Here is an 18,534-nt window from a genome sequence, read left to right on the forward strand (position 1 = left end):
GCTATCAGCCCTGGGGCGGCCTCGTGGCCCCCATGTCGATGTTGCGCGCCGTGGCCAGCAGCGTAGCGCACAGCCGCTCCTGACCGGCCGCATCCACTGCCCACACGTCGGCGGCACAGACGGTGAGCAGGCGCCCCGCATCCACCACGCGGCCCCGCGCCCGCAGGCACTCGCCCTGGGCAGGGGCCACAATTTTCAAGGTGGTGTCCACCGTGGCATTGGTCCAGCCGGGTGGCAACACGCTGCCTGCTGCCGCCACCGCCGCAAAGTCGGCCACCGCAAACACCGCCGTGGCCTGCAACTGGCCCGGGCGAAAGCTGAAGGCCTCGCTCACCGGTATCTCCACCTCCACCCGGCCGGGCTCGGCATGGACAAAGCGCAGGCCCAGCGTGCGGGCCATCGGCATGGCCAGCACCACGGCCTGCAGGGTTTCCATGGTGCTGCGGGGTGCGCTGGACAAAGCATCGCGGGGCGCGGGTGTGAGTGGGGCTGTCATGGTCGGGGTCTCCTGGGGATGGGGTGTTTGGGTGCTGCGAGGGGTCTAGGGTTTGCGGGCCGACGGGGCACGCACACGCGGCCAGGGCTTGGTAGATGCAGTAGCTGCACCCGAGGGTGTTTGCCGACCCTGGGTTTTTGATCGCTGCTTCTTGAGCAACTGGCCACGCAACCAGGCCTGGTGCGCCTGCACGGTGGATTTTTGGGACTGCAGTGCAGCGATCTGCTGGTTGATCGCGTCCACGCGCGCCTGCAAGGCCTGCACCATGTCGTCAATGCCGAGGGTGCCGGCGCGGTATTCATCCAGGCGAAGGGCAATCTGCGGCAGGCTGAAGCCCAGCTGGCGGGACATGGCGATGAACACCACCTCGCGCCGCATGCGGGCCGGATAGTCGCGGTAGCCGTTGGCCCGGCGGTCGGGGTGGATGAGCCCCAGCCGCTCGTAGTGGCGCAGCGCGTGGACGGACACGGAGGCCTGTTGCGCGAGTTCGGAAATCTGCATGGGGCCACGTTAGCAAGCCTCGTGCTGCGCGAAGGTTGCCTGGGTGACTGCCCGAGGTCAAAACACTGTGTTTTTTGGGACAAACCCCCATAGGCGCACGTCGCAAGCAAGGTCTGTGCGGTGTAGCATTGACCCTCTTTGCCACAGTGCCTGTGGCCCTGTGGTCCCATGCGCGCGTTGCGGCAGCATTGCACGCACCCACCTATTGCCCGATTGCCTTGCCGAAGTTGCTCCGCCCCACTACTGATGGCCTGGTCGCACTGACCAGGCTGGATGGGTGCGCGCGCAGCGGTGCCACGGTGGACTGACCATGCCACCAGCGCAAGCCACCGCAGAAGCCGCCCGGCTCCAGGCACTGCAGTCTTACGCGATCCTCGACACCCCGACGGAAGACAGCTTTGACCAGCTGGCCACGCTGGCTGCGCGTGTATGCCAGTGCCCCATGGCGGTGGTCAACTTCGTGGACAGCGACCGGCAGTGGTTCAAGGCCGCAGTGGGTGTACCGTTCAAGGAGACCGAACGCGCGATTGCGTTCTGCGCGCATGCACTGAGCGGCAGCCGCGAGCCCATGGTGGTCAACGACACCCACAAGCACCCGGTTTTTGCCCACAACCCGCTGGTCACGCAGGACCCCCATGTGCGCTTTTACGCCTGTGTGCCGCTGGTCACCCCCGAGGGGCAGGCGCTGGGCACGCTGGCGGTGCTGGACTCCATTCCCCGGCACATCGAGGCTGAGCAGCTGGAGGGCCTGCGCATACTGGCCGAGCAGGCCATGGTGCAGCTGGAGCTGCGCCGTCAAAAGCAGGTGCTGGCCGACCTTGTGCAGCAGCGCGACAAGATGCATGCCGAACTGCTGGCCCAGAGCGAGACCCTGCGCGTGGCCGGGCAGATGGCCCGCATTGGCGGCTGGATCGTGGAGCTGCCCAGCCTGCAGCTGAACTGGTCGCAGGAGATCGCCGCCGCCTTCGGCATTGCGGGACGCATGGGCTCGGTGGAACAGATCATGGAGCTGTACCTGCCCCCACACCGGCAGGCCATGCAGGCAGCGTTTGAGAGTTGCATCCGCCACGGCACACAGTTTGACCTGGAGGCCGAACTTGTCACACCCGCGGGTCGTCACTTCTGGGTGCGCACCACCGGGCAGGCGGTGCGCGACACCGAGGGCCGCATCGTGCGGATACAGGGGGCGTTTCAGGACATCTCGGCCCAGCACCAGGCCCGGCAGGCCCGCCGTGAGAGCGAAGAGCGCTTTCACCTGGTCTCACGCGCCACGGCAGACGCGGTGTGGGACTGGAACCTGCACACCGATGCCATGTGGTGGAACGAAGGCATGCAGACCCTGTTCGGTGTGCCCCTCGACCAGTTGCCGCCCGACAGCACCTCGTGGACCTTGCGACTGCACCCCGATGACAGCGAAGAAGTGCTCGAAGGCATCCATGCCGCCATTGACGGCACGGCCAACCACTGGTCGGACGAATACCGCTTTCGCCGCCAGGACGGCAGCTATGCCTGGGTGCTGGACCGGGGCTTCCTGATCCGCGACCTGCAGGGCAAGGCCGTGCGCATGGTGGGCGGCATGACCGACATCAGCGCGCAAAAGCTGGCCGACCTGGACGCCCAGCGCGACGCACAGAACCATGCCGAGCTGCTGCAGGTGCAGCAGCGCATTTCGTCGCTGGACATGCCGCTGCCCGAGGTGCTGCAGCTGGTGGCCAGCACCGTGCTGCGCCAGACCGAAGCGCGCGGCGCCATGGTGGAGCTGCTGCAAGGCCGCCAGCTGGTGGCGCAGGCGTCAGCCGGCGACCACGTGCGCCCAGTGGGCAACCCGCTGGCAGTAGACCAGAGCCTGCTCTGGCCCGCACTCAGCAAGGGTCAGACCGTGGTGTGCAACGACACCGAGGCCGAGGGTTGGGACATGGCTTCGATGCCCCACCGCCACGGCGTGCGGTCGGTCATGGCGGTGCCGCTGCGCAGTGGCGACGCCATCGTCGGGTCGCTCAAGGTCACGTCGGACAAAGTCAATGCATTTTCACGCCGCGATGTGGCGCACCTGGAGATCCTGACCGAGTCGCTGGGTGCCATGGTGCAGTTGCGGCATGTGGCGGGGCAGCTGCATGCGTCCGAGCAGCAATACCGCATGCTGTTTGACGAGCACCCGCACCCCATGTGGGTGTACGACCGTGAAACCCTGCAACTGCAGGCAGTGAACCGGTCGATGGAACGCCACTATGGCTACACCGAGTCCGAGCTGCTGACCATGTCGATGCTGGACCTGTGGCCCGCCGACCGGCGCCCCAACGTCGAGGCCAACATCCGCGCCGTTCCGATGGAACAGCGCAACGCGCCGGTCATCAGCCGCCACATCAAGAAGGACGGCAGCTTCATGGATGTGGAGATCACGGCGGGCAGCATCAGCTTCAACGGGCGCCCGGCCCGCCAGGTGCTGGCCACCGACGTGACCGAACGCCTGCGCACCGAGCGCGAGCTGGCGCGCATGGGCCGTGCCCAGCGCCTGCTGAGCGCATGCAACGAAACCCTGGTGCGCGCCACGTCCGAGGCCACACTGCTGCAGGCCATCTGCCAGATTGCGGTGGACATCGGTGGCTACCGCATGGGCTGGGTGGGGTTTGCGCTGGACGACGAGCGCAAATCCATCCGCCCGGTGGCCCATGCGGGCTACAACCAGAACTACCTGGAAAACCTGCAACTGAGCTGGTCGGCCGACGACCCCTATGGCCGGGGCCCGGCGGGCATTGCGGTGCGCACCGGCCAGCCGGTGATCGTGCAGGACATCCGCACCGAAGGCGACTTTGCCGACTGGACCGAGCGCATGCTGGAGCATGGCTTTCACGGGGTGATCTGCCTGCCGCTGCGCGAGCATGCGCGCGACCACGCACAGGACCGCAGTTTTGGCCTGTTGTACCTGTATGCACCCGACGTGTTGCAGATCAGCCCCGAAGAAGCCGCGCTGCTGCAGGAGCTGTCCAACGACCTGGCCATCGGCATCACCAGCCTGCGCGCGCACAAGGCGCAGCAGCGGCTGCAGGCTTCGGTGCTCAAGGTGGCGGCGGCCGTGTCGGCCAGCACCGGCACCGAATTTTTTGTGCAGCTGGTGCGCAACATGGCCGATGCGCTGGATGCCCAGGGCGGCTGCGTGGTGCGGCTGCTGCCGCATTCGCAAGACCAGGCGCCCCGGGTGGTCACGCTGGCCGCCGTGCTCGACGGCCAGATGCTGCCCAACGACGAATACAGCCTGGATGGCACACCGAGCCTGTTGCTGATGTCCCAACGCACCCATGTGGTGACCGACAAGGTGCAGCAGCTGTACCCAGAAGCCCCCGTGCTGCGCGCGGTGGGTGCCCAGGCCTATGTGGGCCAGCAGCTGTGCAATGCCGACGGCGAGGTGGTGGGCATCGTCTTTGTGCTGTTCCGCCACGCGATTGCCGACACGGACTTCATCACCTCCACGCTGCAGATCTTTGCCTCGCGCGCGTCGGCCGAGATCGAGCGGCAGCTGGCCGATATCCGCATCCGCCACCAGGCCTCGCTGCTGGACAAGGCCCAGGACGCTATCCTGGTGCGGGACCTGGACCACCGCATCATTTTCTGGAACAAGAGCGCAGAGCGTCTGTACGGCTGGTCGCAGCTGCAGGCGCTGGGGCAGTCCATCGAGACGCTGCTCTACGAAGACCCCACGCACTTCCGGCACGCCACGCAGACGGTGCTGGAGCAGGGCGAGTGGACCGGCGAGATCGTGCAGTGCCACCGCGATGGCAGCACCATCGAGGTGGAAGGCCGCTGGACGCTGGTGCGGGGCGATGACGGCCAGCCACAGTCCATCCTGGCCATCAACACCGATATCCGCCAGCGCAAGGCCAGCGAGCGCGAGATCCAGCGCCTGGCGTTCTACGATGCGCTCACCGGCCTGCCCAATCGCATGCTGCTCATGGACCGCATGCACCAGGCCCTGGCCACCGCGCAGCGGCGCCAGCAGGGCGGGGCGCTGCTGTTCATCGACCTCGACAACTTCAAGACCCTGAACGACACCCTGGGCCACGACCAGGGCGACCTGCTGCTGCAACAGGTGGCGCAGCGCCTGAACACCTGCGTGCGCAGCGTGGACACGGTGGCCCGGCTGGGGGGTGACGAATTTGTGGTCATGCTGGAAGAACTCAGTCCCAAGCCGCACGAGCTGGCGCTGCACGCCCGGGGCGTGGGTGAAAAGATCCTGGCCATGCTGGCCGTGCCCTATGCGCTGCAGGGCTACCAGTACCGCAGCACGCCCAGCATCGGCATTGCGCCCTTCACCGGCGAACACACCACGGTGGGCGAGCTGCTCAAACAGGCCGACCTGGCCATGTACCAGGCCAAGACGGCGGGCCGCAACACGCTGCGCTTTTTTGACCCCGACATGCAGGCCGTGGTCACGGCACGCGCTGGGCTGGAAACCGACCTGCGCTCCGCGCTGATGCAGGAAGAGTTCCTGCTGCACTTTCAGCCGCAGATCCACCAGTCGGGCCGCTGTGTGGGGGTGGAGGCGCTGGTGCGCTGGGCCCACCCGCAGCGCGGCATGGTGTCGCCCGCCCAGTTCATCCCGCTAGCCGAAGAAACCGGCCTCATCCTGCCGCTGGGCCGTTGGGTGTTGCACACCGCGTGCAAGCTGCTGGCCAGTTGGCAGGGCGACCCAGCCCTTTCGCACCTGACCATGGCCGTCAATGTGAGTTCGCGCCAGTTCCGCCATGCCAGCTTTGTGGACGACGTGGCCCGCGTGCTCGCCATCACCGGCGCGCCCTCGGCCCAGCTCAAGCTGGAGCTGACCGAAAGCCTGCTGGTGGAAGACATGGAAACCACCATCGCCACCATGACCGCGCTGCGGTCGTACGGGGTGGGCTTCTCGCTGGATGACTTTGGTACGGGTTACTCCAGCCTGAGCTACCTGAAGCGCATGCCGCTCGACCAGCTCAAGATCGACCAGAGTTTTGTGCGCGACCTGCTGACCGACCCCAACGACGCCGCCATTGTGGACACCATCATCGGCCTGTCGCGCAGCCTGGGGCTGGAAGTGATCGCTGAAGGCGTGGAAACGCCCGAGCAATGCGCGCTGCTGGCCCGCGCCGGCTGCCAGCTCTACCAGGGCTACCTGTTCAGCAAGGCGCTGTCGGTGGACGTTCTGGACAGCTTCCTGCGCACCTCGCAGGCATAAGCGGCGTCCGCCAGGTGTTCCTGGCTCTTGTCCACATCCAAGGCGCCCTTAACCCCTAACTCCCTCCTGAGGGCCCCAGAAGCTCCGTGAGGAACCTGTGGGTACGTTTCGGCCCCCTGGGCCTGCTTTTGCGCCCAAGGCCCTCCACGGCCTTCTGGACGTCTCCAGATCCCCTCATTCATCCCGGTTGGGGCGGGTACACCCGGTATGTGGGTGCCCCCTCCATTCACCCCCGCCGTTTGCGTGGCTCCAGTTGTCCTCTGTCTTCTTCTTATGTCTTTTATAAATACATAGTCGTAGTAGTAGAGGGCGGCCTGGCGTGTGGACAACTGCATTTTTGCCAGCGCTGGCAAGCACTTAGCCCGCTGCCAACCCTGTGCACCCAGCCCTGCTCCCGTTGTCGCTCGAGCGGGGACAAAAGCGGCGCGTCGCCCTTTTCTGTGGATAAGCCCCCGGTTGTGCCAAAACTATCCCCAGTTTTACGCACCGGGCGCGTGGGCAGCAAGAATTTCAATCAAAACGACCCGTAGCGCTACGGCCGTATTCCTTGATTGCTCTCTAATTGATAGCGAAAAGGAAGATGTGAAGCTCCACTTCCGGTACTGCAGGGGCTTGGGGGGCGCCAGCGAGGCTGTCAGAACCTGCCCAGACGACGGTCGATGCAGCGCACAGGGCCTTGGCACAGCACATCCCTCGTACCAGGCCGCAAAGCCGCTTCGTGCGGTTAACGACTGCCTGTGGGTGCCCAAGAGAACCTGAGTGATCCGCAGGGCAGGCTGAGCGGTCGCCACCACGGCCTGGTGGTGATGTCTGTGCAGACAGGCCCCCACAAGCAGAACCGCACGTCGCAGGCGTGTGATGGGTACCCCGGAGTTGGGGTTCTGGTTATTCTTTAATAGCTTTATATATAAATAGCAGTAGTAGTAGAGAACGCCTGTTTGTGTGGACAAGCGTCTTTTCTTCAATGCTGGCGCGTACTTGCGTCGCTGCAAAGTGTGTGGGGCGGCTCGCACAAAGTGCGGGGCTCACCGACAACAACTTTCGGGTGTCGGATTTTTGTGTGGATAACTGCCCGGTTGTGCCAGAACTGTGCCCAGAGTTATCCACAGCTGCGTCGCATGCTGCCGTTCGCTGCTCCCCATCGGGCTGGCCGCCACAACAAAAAACCCGGCGTTCAGTGAAGAACGCCGGGTTGGCGGGTGTGCGCCTTAGCGCCTGTCAGCCTGGCCGGGGGGCCTTATTTGGCCGGAGCGGGGGCCGGACGGCCTTCGCCCCCGCGCATGCCGCCGTGGTGGTCGCCGTGCCCGTGGCGGCCCTCGCCACCCCGCATGCCACCCATGGGGTGGCCCCGGTGGGCCTGGGCGTCAAAGGTCTTTTGCTGCTCGGGCGTCAGCGTCGCATAGAAGGCCTTGGTGGCCTCGCCACGGCGGTCGGCTTCGGCAGCGTGCTGAGCGCGCAGGGCCCGCATGCGGTCGATGCGTTCCGGCGTGGTCAGTTTGTCCATGTCCTGGCGGTCCAGGCGGGCGGGGCGTTCGCCGGGCTGCACGGCGGTGGTGAAGGTGGTCCAGGCGGATTCCTGGGCAGGCGTCAGCTTGAGCTGGGCCTTGAGGTCTGCCAGCCGCTTGGCATGGCGCTGGGCCATGTCGCCATGGTGGCGTTCATGGCGGCCCTCGGCGGCCTTGGCAGGGGCTGTGGGGGATGCCGCAGGCGCAGCTGGGGGTTGCTGGGCCAGCACAGGCAACGCCATGGCGGCGAGCAGGGCGGTGGCAGCAATGCGGTGAGAGATGGTGTGGGAGAAACGGGATGCCATGGTGAAAGTCCTTTCGCGGTGGTGAGCTCGCTGCAACGACCGTTTCAGCGATTGGAGTCCAGTGTCAGCCGCCCACGTATCGCCACCGTGCGCGTTGGGTGAGGCTGTGTAAAGTTGCAGCGAACGCTTGCAAAGTGGCCTCCGAGATAATTTTGGGCTAATAGTCGGCGATGCGCTAGTGGCATATGCCTTGTTTGCTATTGATTGTGTAGCGTTTTTAGTCCCTCAAGGGATGCCTGTGCCCTAGCGGCCCGGCGCCTGGGTGGCGACCGCCGACAATGGCGGGTTCCGTGTCCGTGTCGTTGTCCGCAGCGACCCCAACCAAAGGTTTTCCGTGTTCAAGAACATGATCGTGTACCGCATTGCTCCGCAATGGCAGGTCGAGCTGACGCAAGTAGAGGATGCCCTGGCCAAGGCCCCGTTCCAGGAATGTGGCGCCACGCAAGAGAAGTCGCTGGGCTGGGTGCCCCCCCGGGGTGAACTACATGGCCCCTTGGTCGAATCGGTGGGCGGGCAGTGGATCCTGCGTTTCATGGTCGAGACCAAGGTGTTGCCCGGCAGCGTGCTGGCGCGCAAGGTCAAGGAAAAGGCCGAACGCATCGAAAAGGAAACCGGCCGTAAGCCCGGCAAGAAGGAAAGCAAGGAGCTGAAAGACGAGGCCAAGCTGGACCTGCTGCCCATGGCCTTCACCAAGCAGGGCTCGATGTGGATCTGGATCGACACGGCCTCGCGCCTGCTGGTGCTGGACACGTCAGCCCAAGGCCGTGCCGATGAAGTGGTGACCTTGCTGGTCGAATCGCTGCCGGGCCTGTCGGTGTCGCTGCTCGACACCCAGACCAGCCCCCAGGCCGCCATGGCCCACTGGCTCAAGGAGCAGGAGCCACCCGTGGGCTTCACGGTGGACCGCGAGTGCGAACTCAAAAGCGCCAACGAGGAAAAAGCCGTGGTGCGCTACGCCCGCCACCCATTGGACATCGAGGAGGTGCAGGCCCACATCGACGCCGGCAAGCTGCCCACCAAGCTCGCCCTCACCTGGGACGACCGCGTGAGCTTCATGCTCACCGAAGGCCTGCAGATCAAGAAGGTGTCGTTCCTGGACACGGTGTTTGAAGGCACCAAGGCAGACGACGGCGGGTTTGACACTGACGTGGCGATTGCCACGGGCGAGCTGGTCAAGCTGATTCCGGACCTGATCGATGCGCTGGGGGGGGAGTCGGAGAGTGGGGTGGCGGGTGAGGTGTCCCAGGAACCATCAAAGGCAGAAGCTGTTCAGGGCGTGCCCAGTCCAGCAGCCTCGCGCAGGCAGGGAGTTGGAGTCATCACCGGGCCGGCTGACGCTCCTGTGGATCTGGATCCTGAGTCGGCGCCATTTTGAGTTGGAATGGCGAGCGAACCGGTGCTTGAGTTGTCGCGCCGGTGCAATGTTGGCGGTTGGGATTTTTGTCCCAGCCGTGCCCGCCTTGGTTGCAGCGATCGATGTCGTCGGTCTGGATGATGAACACCCATTCCGTGTGCCATTTGCTTCTGCTAATTTTTCTGCCACGAATAAGGGATTTCAAGGCGGTGGCTTGAAGGTTGGCTATCCATGGCTATTACGTCAAAAAACATGCATACAGAACAACTGAAAACCGCAATGGACACCTCGGTATCCCACAAGAATTCCTCCATCGAAACACTGAGGGCTCTGGCCGTTGTGCTGGTGTTTCTTCACCATCTTCACTCGGGTGCCAATATAACGCTGCCCTATATTGCACATGCGGGGGGATGGCTGGGGGTGCAGATATTTTTTGTGATCAGTGGCTATCTGATCATTTTGAGTGCCGTACGTTATTCCTTCAAGGAGTATGCAATACACCGCCTTGCCAGAATTTATCCGGCATACCTGTTCTGGTTCTTTGTCTTTTCAATTATTACCAAGCAACTTACTTGGCAGAGCCTTGATCTTGAAGCGCTGTCTGTCCACTTGCTGTTTCTTCAGCACTTTTTTCCACTGCATTACTATAAATACAATGCTCTGTTTGTCAGCTGGACGCTGACCATCGAATTGATTTGGTATATCGTGGCTTTCGCATGCGCAACCCAGTTCAAGAAAAGCCCAATAAAAATAACCTTGATTTTTATGGGAATCTCATATTTGTGGATTTTCTGGGGAGCGGTCTATTTCCCTCACTACAAGGAAATGGACTCGAACGTGAAGCATTTTTTTGTTGATAACAATTTCTTCAATCAGCTTCCGTTCTTCTTTTTTGGCGCACTTATTGCCATCAAGAACCCAAAATTCGACAAAGCCGGTCTGGCAACCATGTTTTTGTTGACGGTGGTGCTTTCGTCATCTTGGAAATCCCACTTTCCAGACCCCATTTTTATCACAGGCTTTGGAGTAGCGTCGCTCTTTCTGATGCTGAAGGATATGGATTGTGAAAATCCGAAGATTGTAAGGTTTATTTCGGAAGTTTCATATTCCTTCTACCTCGTTCACTATCCCGTGATTGTTCTTATAACCAAGATTACTGGCAATAAATTGTCGATTGTCTTCTTCTCGATCACAGTGACTTTGTTGATCTCCTATCTGAGTCATCGGTTTATCGAACAGCCTTTTATTAATCTTTCCAAAAGAAAAATAAAAGAATTAATGCCCAAAGCGCAGATAAATTAATAAAATTCAGTGTTATTTGCTTGCAAGCGGCCTGGTACTTGCAATTTTCTTGATCTCATCGATAAACAAGCGTTTCCACGCTGGGCCATTTTTGTCTTTTAGCAGTTGAGGCAGAAAGCCGAAAGCCAGTGTGCGCTCGCCGCGCACGACGATGCCCTTGTCACGGTTGAGCAGTTCGGTAGCCAAGACCTTGTAGCCTTGACGAGGCGTGATGGCTGCGTAGCTCACATACAGTCCGGGCATTGGCTTGAGTCGATAAATGGTGCCGTCGATGAGAAATATCCCACCGGATTTTTTCCACTCGATATCGGCAATCCCAAACACCTCATGCATCCAGTCAAAGGTGGGTTTGCCATTTTCGTCAAACTCACCCAGACGCATGTCCTGAATGAGTGCTCCGCCATTTTTCCAGTAAGTGGTGAGTTTGGCCTTGATGCTTTGTGGCATGGCCGCTTGGTGGGGGACCAGGATGGCGTCGAGTTGCTGGATGATGGGGTCGTCCTGCAACAGGTTCTTTTCGCCGATGATGTGAACGTCCATCCCTGGCTCTTGGCTCAGGATTTTGTAGGACGCGAACAGCGCATCGCGGTGGGGGTTTCTGCCAGCGCTTCGTTCTCCGTGCCACACATGGAAGTTGGTGGTGGAGCCGAGGATGCCGATCTTGATTTGCCCGACGGGCTTGCCGGATGTGGCGGGGAGGGGCTTGGGATTGGAAGCATTGAGCTTGACCATCTCCAGACTGGCCAGCGCGCCGCCATTTGCCTGGTGCTGGAATCCCCCGATCTCATACCCTATCACGTGGGCTTGCGATAGCGACTGGGCAATAGAGCGTCGGATGACGGGCATCAGCTCTTGGGTTTTCTTGGCGGCCTCCCAGCGTTCTGCATAGGCGCCGACCATGACTTTCTTGTAGCCCAGCGAACCCATGTAGTTGGCCAGCGTCGGCAATACGTCGGAATCGGCCACCAGGCCATAGCCATCGTAGAAATTGAAATCGATGACGGCGATGTCGATGCAGGGGGCCAGTTTTTCCACGATGCCGGTGGCGTAGATGGCGTCGTGCGATGTGAAGGTTTCAGCAAAATAGCCGATGGCCTCTGCGCCTTTGCTGCGGATCACGTTGGCATAGGCGCAGGTGGCTTCCTGCAGGCGGGCCTCCCGGAATTCCTTGTGGGCATGCAGCAGTGGCTCTGCCTTCGGCACGCCTGCGGCTATGTTGTTGTTGTAGTTGATGACCGGTTGCTTGGCGTTGTATTTTTTGGCGAACGCTTGCTGTGTGGAGTCTTTGTAGTCTCTCCACTGGTAGCCCATCTGGCCGTACTTGATTTCGTGTTCTTCCTGAAGGCCGATGGCGTAGCCCAGCACCTTGCCCGGGTAGCGTTTGGAAAAATGCTCTACCGTTTGCGCGATGAACGGGTCAGCGTACTTTCTGACCGCAGGATCTGCGAAGTCGGGCTGCCAGCTTGCCTCGCCTGAGAAATTGCGCATGGCCATGTCCGGGTGTGCCGCAACAATCCATTGGGGCACGGTGGACAGGTTGGGGACGATCTGCCCGGTTTCGTCCTTGTAGGGGCGTCCGCCCATGTCTATCACCAGCAGCAGCGACAGTCCGCCCTGGACGATGGCATCCACATAGCGGTGGTAGTGGGCAAAGTCGTACTGTCCCTTGCGGCTCTCGATGTCGGACCAGTTGAGATACACCGTTGCATGGCTCACACCCTGGGCCTTGAGTTCGCTGGGCAGGTTCTTGTTCTGGTTCAGGTCCCACGGCATCACGATGATGCTGGACACGGGAGATGCCGCAGCCGCATGGCAGACCGAGGCAACCAGAGAAAACAGGACGGCTGCGGTACGAAGGATTTTTTTCATGGAATCACTGGCGAAAGGACCCGGGCGCTTTGGTGGCCGCGTGGGACCCGGAGAGAGGAGTCCGTCGGTTGAGCCAGGCATTCTGGTCAACCGGGGCGATTTTTCCATTGTTCCATGAACTGCTGGTCGGCCTGGGGCACACACGGCCGCGATGGCTCCCTTGCACAGACCGGTCAGCGGGGGCTTTCAGTGTGCGGCCCGCACCATGGCGGATAGCCTGTGTACGTAGGGATCGGTGATTCCCAGCACCCCACACTGCTGCACCAGCTGCTCCAGGTAGTCCCGGTTGCTGCCGATGCGTCCGCAGGCGGTGGCAATGGTCGCGGCCGTGGCCTGCAGCGACAGATCGGCCCGGTAATGGGTATGGGCGGTGTTGGCGACCAGCACCAGCGCCTGCACCTCGCCCTGGGGCGTTGGCAGGGGCAGCAGTTGTGGGCAGTAGGCGCCGGTGATCATCTCGCGCCGCCACAGCATGCGGGACTCGTCCTCCACCAGGGGCGCCGGGATGCGGAATGCCAGGCCCTCGCAGCCCTGTGGCTCTTCGTCGCCCGTGCGCTGCAAGGTCAGCACCAGGCCCGGGCAATCAGGGGTGCCCCGGCCGATGGTGGTGCTCAGGGCAAAGCGGCGTGCAAAGCCGGGCAGGCAGGCGCGGCGCACTTCGCCAAAGTGAAAGCCTGGGTTCCACATCAGCGAGCCATAGGCAAACACCCACAGATCCTGCTGCTCGGCGGTGATCGTGGAAAGCACCTCGCGGCGGGATTGCTCGACCTCGTGGTCTGGCAGGCGCCAATGGGCGGGCAGGCCCTGGCAGCGCGCCTGGGCGTCCCACTCGGCCAGCACCTCGTCGGTGAGGCGCAGGCCCGAGGCATGGGCGGGGGTCAGCCGGCCTTGCAGCTCAGGCAGGTGAAGGAAGGCTTTGTCGGGGGTCATCGTGCCAGTTCCATGCGCTGGGGTGACGCGTTTCAACACCGCGCCAGGTCAAACACCAGCACCTCGGCGTGGTGGCCGTCGTGCAGGGTCAGCGTGTTTTCGCCGTCCAGCAAGGCGCCATCGCCATCCGACAGCGCGATGCCGTTGACCTGCACCGCCCCCCGCGCCACGTGCACATAGGCCAGGCGTTCAGGGTTCAGCACTTGGGTGGCGGTTTCGCTGCCATCCAGCAGGCCTGCCCAGATGGAGGCGTCGGCGTTCATGGTCACCGAGCCGTCCTCTCCCCGGCGTGAGGCAATGCGCACCAGGCGGCCCCGGCGGTCTGCGGACGGGAAGTGTTTTTGTGCGTAGCTGGGGCGGATGCCTGTGAACAGGGGCTTGATCCAGATCTGCAGGAAATGGGTGGGCTGGTCGGGCAGTGCATTGAATTCGCTGTGGCGCACGCCCCAGCCGGCGCTCATGCGCTGTACGTCGCCCGGGTGCAGGATGCCGGTGGGGGCCTCCGCCGGATCAGCCCCTGGCGCCCCCGAGGCCGCTGGGCCGCCAGGTTGTTGGCCGGTGCGTTCGTGCAGGTTGTCCTGGTGGGCCAGGGCGCCGTCGAGTACGTAGCTCACGATCTCCATGTCGCGGTGCCCATGCGTGCCAAAGCCTTTGCCGGGCGCCACCGTGTCATCGTTGAGCACCAGCAGATTGCCATGGCCCTGGTGGCGCAGGTCGAAGTAGTCGCCAAACGAAAAGCTGTGGGCGCTGTGCAGCCAGCCGGTGGAGGACCGGCCCCGTTCGGAGGAGGGGCGGACGGTGATCATGGCTTTATTGCGGGGGTATCCGGCCGATGTTGCACCACAGGGGCAAGAGAGTGCGTGGAGCCGTGTAGGTTGTCGTCGCCATGGCCTCACTCTAAGGGCCGATGGGTTCGCCATCAATGGCTGGCAGCTCAACTCACTGTTCCGCGATTCAGTCCAATGCTGTGTGCCGGGGCATTCCCCCAGCCCCGCCCCTGGCACAAGGAGCGTACGGTGCAGAAGGTTGGACCGTCGATCAGGCCAGCAGCAGCGCGGCCAGCATCAATGCGCAGCCCACCGCCACCAGCGTCCATGAAGACTGCTGCTTCACAAACACAAACGTGCTGGGGTCGTTGGGCATGTAAGCGATCTCGACCGGGCGATGGGCCTTGAATTCGGCCAGGATCTCTTCCGGGAAACTATGTTTCACCACCATCTGCTGGCCGCTGTCGGTCTTGTAGTGGAACTCGGCGGTGTAGGTGGAAGAACCGCTTTTCTTGAACTCTGTGTACTGCGTGATGGGCTCGACCACGGCGTGTTTGCCGAGCTTGAGCGTTCTGGAAAGCTCGGACCGCTCCTGCATTCCAAAAGCAACGAACACGACTCCGGCGAGGACGCCCGCGATTTTGAACAGCAGCTTGCCTTGTTGGCGTGATGGTTTCATACCCTCTCTCCCTCCGTTTTGGCGGGAGTGTAAGGGCTCTGCTTGAAGATAAGAAAGAGGCTGCCGGCGATGCAGTTGCGCTTGCTTTACCGCCCCACAAACTGCGGGCTCTGGCGCTGGTGAAACGCTTCTACCCCAGCGCGGAAGTCCTCGGTGCCCGCGCAGTGCACAAAGGCGTCCTTTTCAGCGGCCAGTTGCTCGGGCAGCGTGTGGTCCATCGACGCGCGCATCAGGCGCTTCATCGCACCGTAGGCCAGTGTGGGGCCGCTGGCCAGGCGCTGGGCGAGGGCGGTGGTGGCACTGTCCAGCTCGGCGCCGGGCACCACGCGGTTGACCAGGCCCAGGCGCAGGGCGTCGTCGGCGGTGAGGGCCTCGCCCAGCAACGCAATCTCCAGCGCCTGGCGCACGCCCACGATGCGCGGCAGCGCCCACGATGCACCCACGTCGCAGCTGGTGCCCAGGTTGATGTAGGCCAAGTTGAAGCGTGTGCCTTCTGCAGCGATCACGTAGTCGGCCATCAGCACCAGGCTCAAGCCCGCGCCGGCGGCCGCACCGTGCACCTGCGCGATGACGGGCGCGTTCATCTGCGCCAGCAGCAGCAGTGCCTGGTTCAGCGGCGTGAGGATGTCGATGGCGCCCTGCACCGGGTCCGCGCGCAGCGTGGCCAGGTCGCCCCCGGCCATGAAGCCCCGGCCGTTGCCACGCAGCACCACGGCCCGCACACCGGGGTCGGCAGCGATGGCCTGCACGGCGGCGAGGAAGGCATTGGCCATGGGCACGTCGATGGCGTTGAGTGCCTCGGGCCGGTTGAAGCGCAGCGTGGCGACGGCGCCGTGGCGCTCCAGCAGCAGGGGCGGCTGTGGGGCGGGCGCGGACGGTGCATTGGAGGATGCTGCAGGGTCTGTGGCGGTATTCTTCATGTCCAATCCGCTTCAAGCGCTTGTGGATATTGCGCTATCGGCTCCTGTTTTGATAGTGAATAGGTCCCCATGCGCTGAGCCCTGGGCTATTGGTACAGCGCCTCGATCTCGGCCGCGTAGGTCTTGTAGATGCTTGCGCGGCGCACCTTCATGGTGGCGGTCACTTCGCCGTCGTCGTGGTCCAGCTCCTTGGTGAGCAGGTGGAACTTGCGGATCTGCGAGACTTGCGCGAGGCGCTGGTTGCCCTGGTTGATTTCGGCGTCAATGAGGCCACGCACCTCGGGGTGCTCCACCAGCGAGCGAAAGTGCGTGAACGGAATGCGCCGCGCCTCAGCCCACTTGCCCACGGTCTCGTAGTCGATCATCACCAGCGCGCCGACAAACTTGCGCGCCTCGGCCACGATGATGCATTCCTTGATGAAGGGGCTGCCCTTCATGGTGTTCTCGATTTCGGACGGCGTGAGGTTTTTGCCGCCGGCCGTGATCATGATGTCCTTGAGGCGGTCCACGATCTTGATCTGGCCTTGCTCTTCGCGCACCACGTCGCCCGTGTGCAACCAGCCGTCCACGATGCTGCTGGCCGTGGCTTCGGGGTTCTTGTAGTAGCCCGCAAACACCATGTCGCCTTTGAGTTGCAGCTCACCGTTGTCGGCAATGCGGTGCTCCACGCCCAGTGTGGGCACGCCCACGGTGCCCACCACCACGTGGTCAAACCGGTGGCCCGTGACCATGCCAGTCGATTCGGTCAGGCCATACACCTCGATGAGCGGCACGCCCAGCACGCGGAAAAAGCGCACCACGTCGGGCGGAATCGGCGCCGCGCCGGTGAGTGCCACATGGGCATTGCGCAGGCCGATGAAGTTCTGCAGCGCACGGAACACCAGCCAGTAGCTGGCGGCAAAGGTCAGCTTGTCGGCAGCGCTCCAGGCACTGCGCGGCTTTTCGGCCAGCGGCTTGCAGGCGTTGTAGGCCTTGTGGAACAGCGCGCGGCGCAGTCCGCCAGTCTCTTGCAGCTTGATGTGGATGGCCGCGTGCAGCTTTTCCCAGATGCGCGGCACTCCCAGGAACATGGTGGGAGCGACCTCGCGCAGGTCTTCCTGCACGGTGCGGATGGACTCGCCAAAGTTCACTTGCGAGCCGATGTACACGGGCACAAAGCTGGTGAGCATCTGCTCGGCCACATGGCACAGCGGCAGGTACGACAGGTGGGTGGTCTCGCGCGACAGCTCCAGCCGGTCCACGATGCCGGGCACCACGCCTCGGATGTTGCGGTACGAAATCATCGCGCCCTTGGGCTTGCCGGTGGAGCCCGAGGTGTAGATCATCAGGCCCACGTCATCCAGCCGCTGGCGCGCCAGGGCGTCGTCGATGATGGCTTGTTGGCCCGACGCCGCGCCCAGCTGCTCCACCTCGTCAAAGGTGGTGATGAACTGCCGCACCTCAGGCGCAAAGCTGCGCAGGCCCTTGGTCTCCATGACCACGATTTTTTTCAGGCGCGGCAGATCGGGCAGCGCGGCCAGCAGCTTGTCGGTCTGTTCCTGGTCTTCGCAGACCATGATCTCGATGTCGGCATGGCCGACCACATAGGCCACCTCGTTGGTGGGGCTGGTGGGGTACACACCCACGGTCACGGCGCCCACCAGGCCTGCGCCCATCTGGGCCAGCACCCATTCGATGCGGTTCTCGGAGATCACACCCACATGCCCGCCCGCAGGCAGGCCCAGAGCGCGCAGCCCCAGGCCGAAGTGGCTGGCACGCTGGTGGTACTGCGCCCAGGTGAAGGGCTTCCAGATACCGAAGTCCTTTTGCCGGATGGCGATGCGCTGCGCGTCGGTGCGTGCGCGCTCGCGCAGCATCTGGGGCAGAGTGAGGTCGGGGAGCGTCATGACAGCCATCTCTTGCGGCGCTTATAGTGTTTGATGTCCTTGAAGCTTTTCGCCTCACCACCACCGCCCATGCCGAGGTAGAACTCGCGCACATCGGGGTCGTTGGCCAGGCGCTCGGCTGTGCCGTCGATCACGATCTTGCCGTTCTCCATGATGTAGCCCCGGTGCGCCACGGCCAGCGCCACGGTGGCGTTCTGCTCCACCAGCAGCATGCTGGTGCCCCGCTCGGCGTTGATGCGCGCGATGATGGTGAAGATGTCTTCGACCAGCTTGGGGCTGAGGCCCAGCGAGGGCTCGTCGAGCAGGATGAGCTGGGGCTGCGCGATGAGCGCGCGGCCAATGGCCAGCATCTGCTGCTCGCCGCCCGACAGGTACCCGGCCAGGCCCTTGCGCCGCTCATGCAGACGCGGAAAGTAGCTGTAGACCAGGTCGAAATCCGGTGTTGCGTCTTTCCGCCCCGTGAGTGCATAGGTGGCGGCCACCAGGTTCTCTTCGACCGTGAGGTCTTCAAACACGCGGCGGCCTTCCATCACGTGGCTCAGGCCGTTGCGCACCAGTTGCTGCGGGGCCACGGCGGCCGTGGGCTGGCCATTGAAGTGGATGCTGCCGCTTTCGACCACACCATCCTCCAGCGCCAGCAGGCCCGAGATTGCCTTGAGCGTGGTGCTCTTGCCAGCCCCATTGCTGCCCAGCAGCGCCACGATCTGCCCGCGCGGCACAGCCAGCGACAGGCCACGCAGGGCCTGCACCACCTTGTTGTAGATGACCTCGATGTTGTTGACTTCGAGGACGTGGGCCGGGGTTGGCTGGGTCATGG

General features: G+C 63.1%; 13 protein-coding genes. 3 read left to right on the forward strand and 10 right to left on the reverse strand.

All coding sequences use genetic code 11. The features are described from left to right. Window positions 1-4: 4 nt before the first annotated feature. Together C8C96_RS03930 and C8C96_RS03935 are read right to left on the reverse strand one after the other, a co-directional pair. Entirely contained in the window at window positions 5-436 is a 432-nt protein-coding gene (locus tag C8C96_RS03930) for a PaaI family thioesterase (protein WP_121943863.1), read from the reverse strand. Between the two features lie 105 nt (window positions 437-541). Further along, a complete protein-coding gene (locus C8C96_RS03935) occupies window positions 542-997 on the reverse strand; it encodes a MerR family DNA-binding transcriptional regulator (RefSeq protein ID WP_121941496.1) in 456 nt (151 codons plus the stop codon). A 310-nt stretch (window positions 998-1,307) separates the two neighbouring features. Here C8C96_RS03935 and C8C96_RS03940 point away from each other — a divergent pair, with 310 nt between their 5' ends. Beyond that, window positions 1,308-6,200, forward strand: coding sequence for an EAL domain-containing protein (locus C8C96_RS03940; protein ID WP_121941497.1), 4,893 nt, complete (start codon window positions 1,308-1,310; stop codon window positions 6,198-6,200). A 1,237-nt stretch (window positions 6,201-7,437) separates the two neighbouring features. On the opposite strand, the gene C8C96_RS03945 is transcribed toward C8C96_RS03940, so the two are convergent. Next, window positions 7,438-8,010: a Spy/CpxP family protein refolding chaperone gene (locus C8C96_RS03945; protein WP_121941498.1), complete on the reverse strand. Its 573-nt coding sequence runs from the start codon at window positions 8,008-8,010 to the stop codon at window positions 7,438-7,440. A gap of 334 nt (window positions 8,011-8,344) precedes the next feature. Between C8C96_RS03945 and C8C96_RS03950 the strand changes: the two genes are divergently transcribed. Together C8C96_RS03950 and C8C96_RS03955 are read left to right on the forward strand one after the other, a co-directional pair. Further along, the gene (locus C8C96_RS03950; RefSeq protein ID WP_121941499.1) at window positions 8,345-9,385 is read left to right on the forward strand and encodes a recombination-associated protein RdgC; all 1,041 of its coding nucleotides are present in this window, start codon (window positions 8,345-8,347) and stop codon (window positions 9,383-9,385) included. Between the two features lie 210 nt (window positions 9,386-9,595). After that, the gene (locus C8C96_RS03955; protein WP_121941500.1) at window positions 9,596-10,666 is read left to right on the forward strand and encodes an acyltransferase; all 1,071 of its coding nucleotides are present in this window, start codon (window positions 9,596-9,598) and stop codon (window positions 10,664-10,666) included. A 12-nt stretch (window positions 10,667-10,678) separates the two neighbouring features. On the opposite strand, the gene C8C96_RS03960 is transcribed toward C8C96_RS03955, so the two are convergent. The 7 genes from C8C96_RS03960 to C8C96_RS03990 all read right to left on the reverse strand — a co-directional run bounded on the left by C8C96_RS03960 (window position 10,679) and on the right by C8C96_RS03990 (window position 18,532). Next, window positions 10,679-12,535, reverse strand: a complete 1,857-nt coding sequence (locus C8C96_RS03960; protein WP_121941501.1) for a beta-galactosidase — start codon at window positions 12,533-12,535, stop codon at window positions 10,679-10,681. A gap of 186 nt (window positions 12,536-12,721) precedes the next feature. After that, complete coding sequence (locus C8C96_RS03965) at window positions 12,722-13,465, reverse strand: gamma-glutamylcyclotransferase (RefSeq protein ID WP_121941502.1); 744 nt, start codon at window positions 13,463-13,465, stop codon at window positions 12,722-12,724. Between the two features lie 32 nt (window positions 13,466-13,497). Beyond that, on the reverse strand, window positions 13,498-14,271 hold the full coding sequence (locus C8C96_RS03970; protein WP_121941503.1) for a pirin family protein: 774 nt from the start codon (window positions 14,269-14,271) through the stop codon (window positions 13,498-13,500). A 232-nt stretch (window positions 14,272-14,503) separates the two neighbouring features. After that, window positions 14,504-14,911, reverse strand: a complete 408-nt coding sequence (locus tag C8C96_RS03975; protein WP_121941504.1) for a DUF3592 domain-containing protein — start codon at window positions 14,909-14,911, stop codon at window positions 14,504-14,506. Between the two features lie 86 nt (window positions 14,912-14,997). Then, entirely contained in the window at window positions 14,998-15,831 is an 834-nt protein-coding gene (locus C8C96_RS03980; RefSeq protein WP_233584146.1) for an enoyl-CoA hydratase/isomerase family protein, read from the reverse strand. 86 nt (window positions 15,832-15,917) lie between these two features. Next, a complete protein-coding gene (locus C8C96_RS03985) occupies window positions 15,918-17,717 on the reverse strand; it encodes a long-chain fatty acid--CoA ligase (RefSeq protein ID WP_199737432.1) in 1,800 nt (599 codons plus the stop codon). Beyond that, window positions 17,714-18,532, reverse strand: coding sequence for an ABC transporter ATP-binding protein (locus C8C96_RS03990; protein ID WP_094289924.1), 819 nt, complete (start codon window positions 18,530-18,532; stop codon window positions 17,714-17,716). Before C8C96_RS03990 ends, C8C96_RS03985 begins: the two co-directional genes overlap by 4 nt. Window positions 18,533-18,534 lie beyond the last annotated feature (2 nt).

The organism is Acidovorax sp. 100, from assembly GCF_003688355.1.
Lineage (GTDB): Bacteria > Pseudomonadota > Gammaproteobacteria > Burkholderiales > Burkholderiaceae_C > Acidovorax > Acidovorax delafieldii.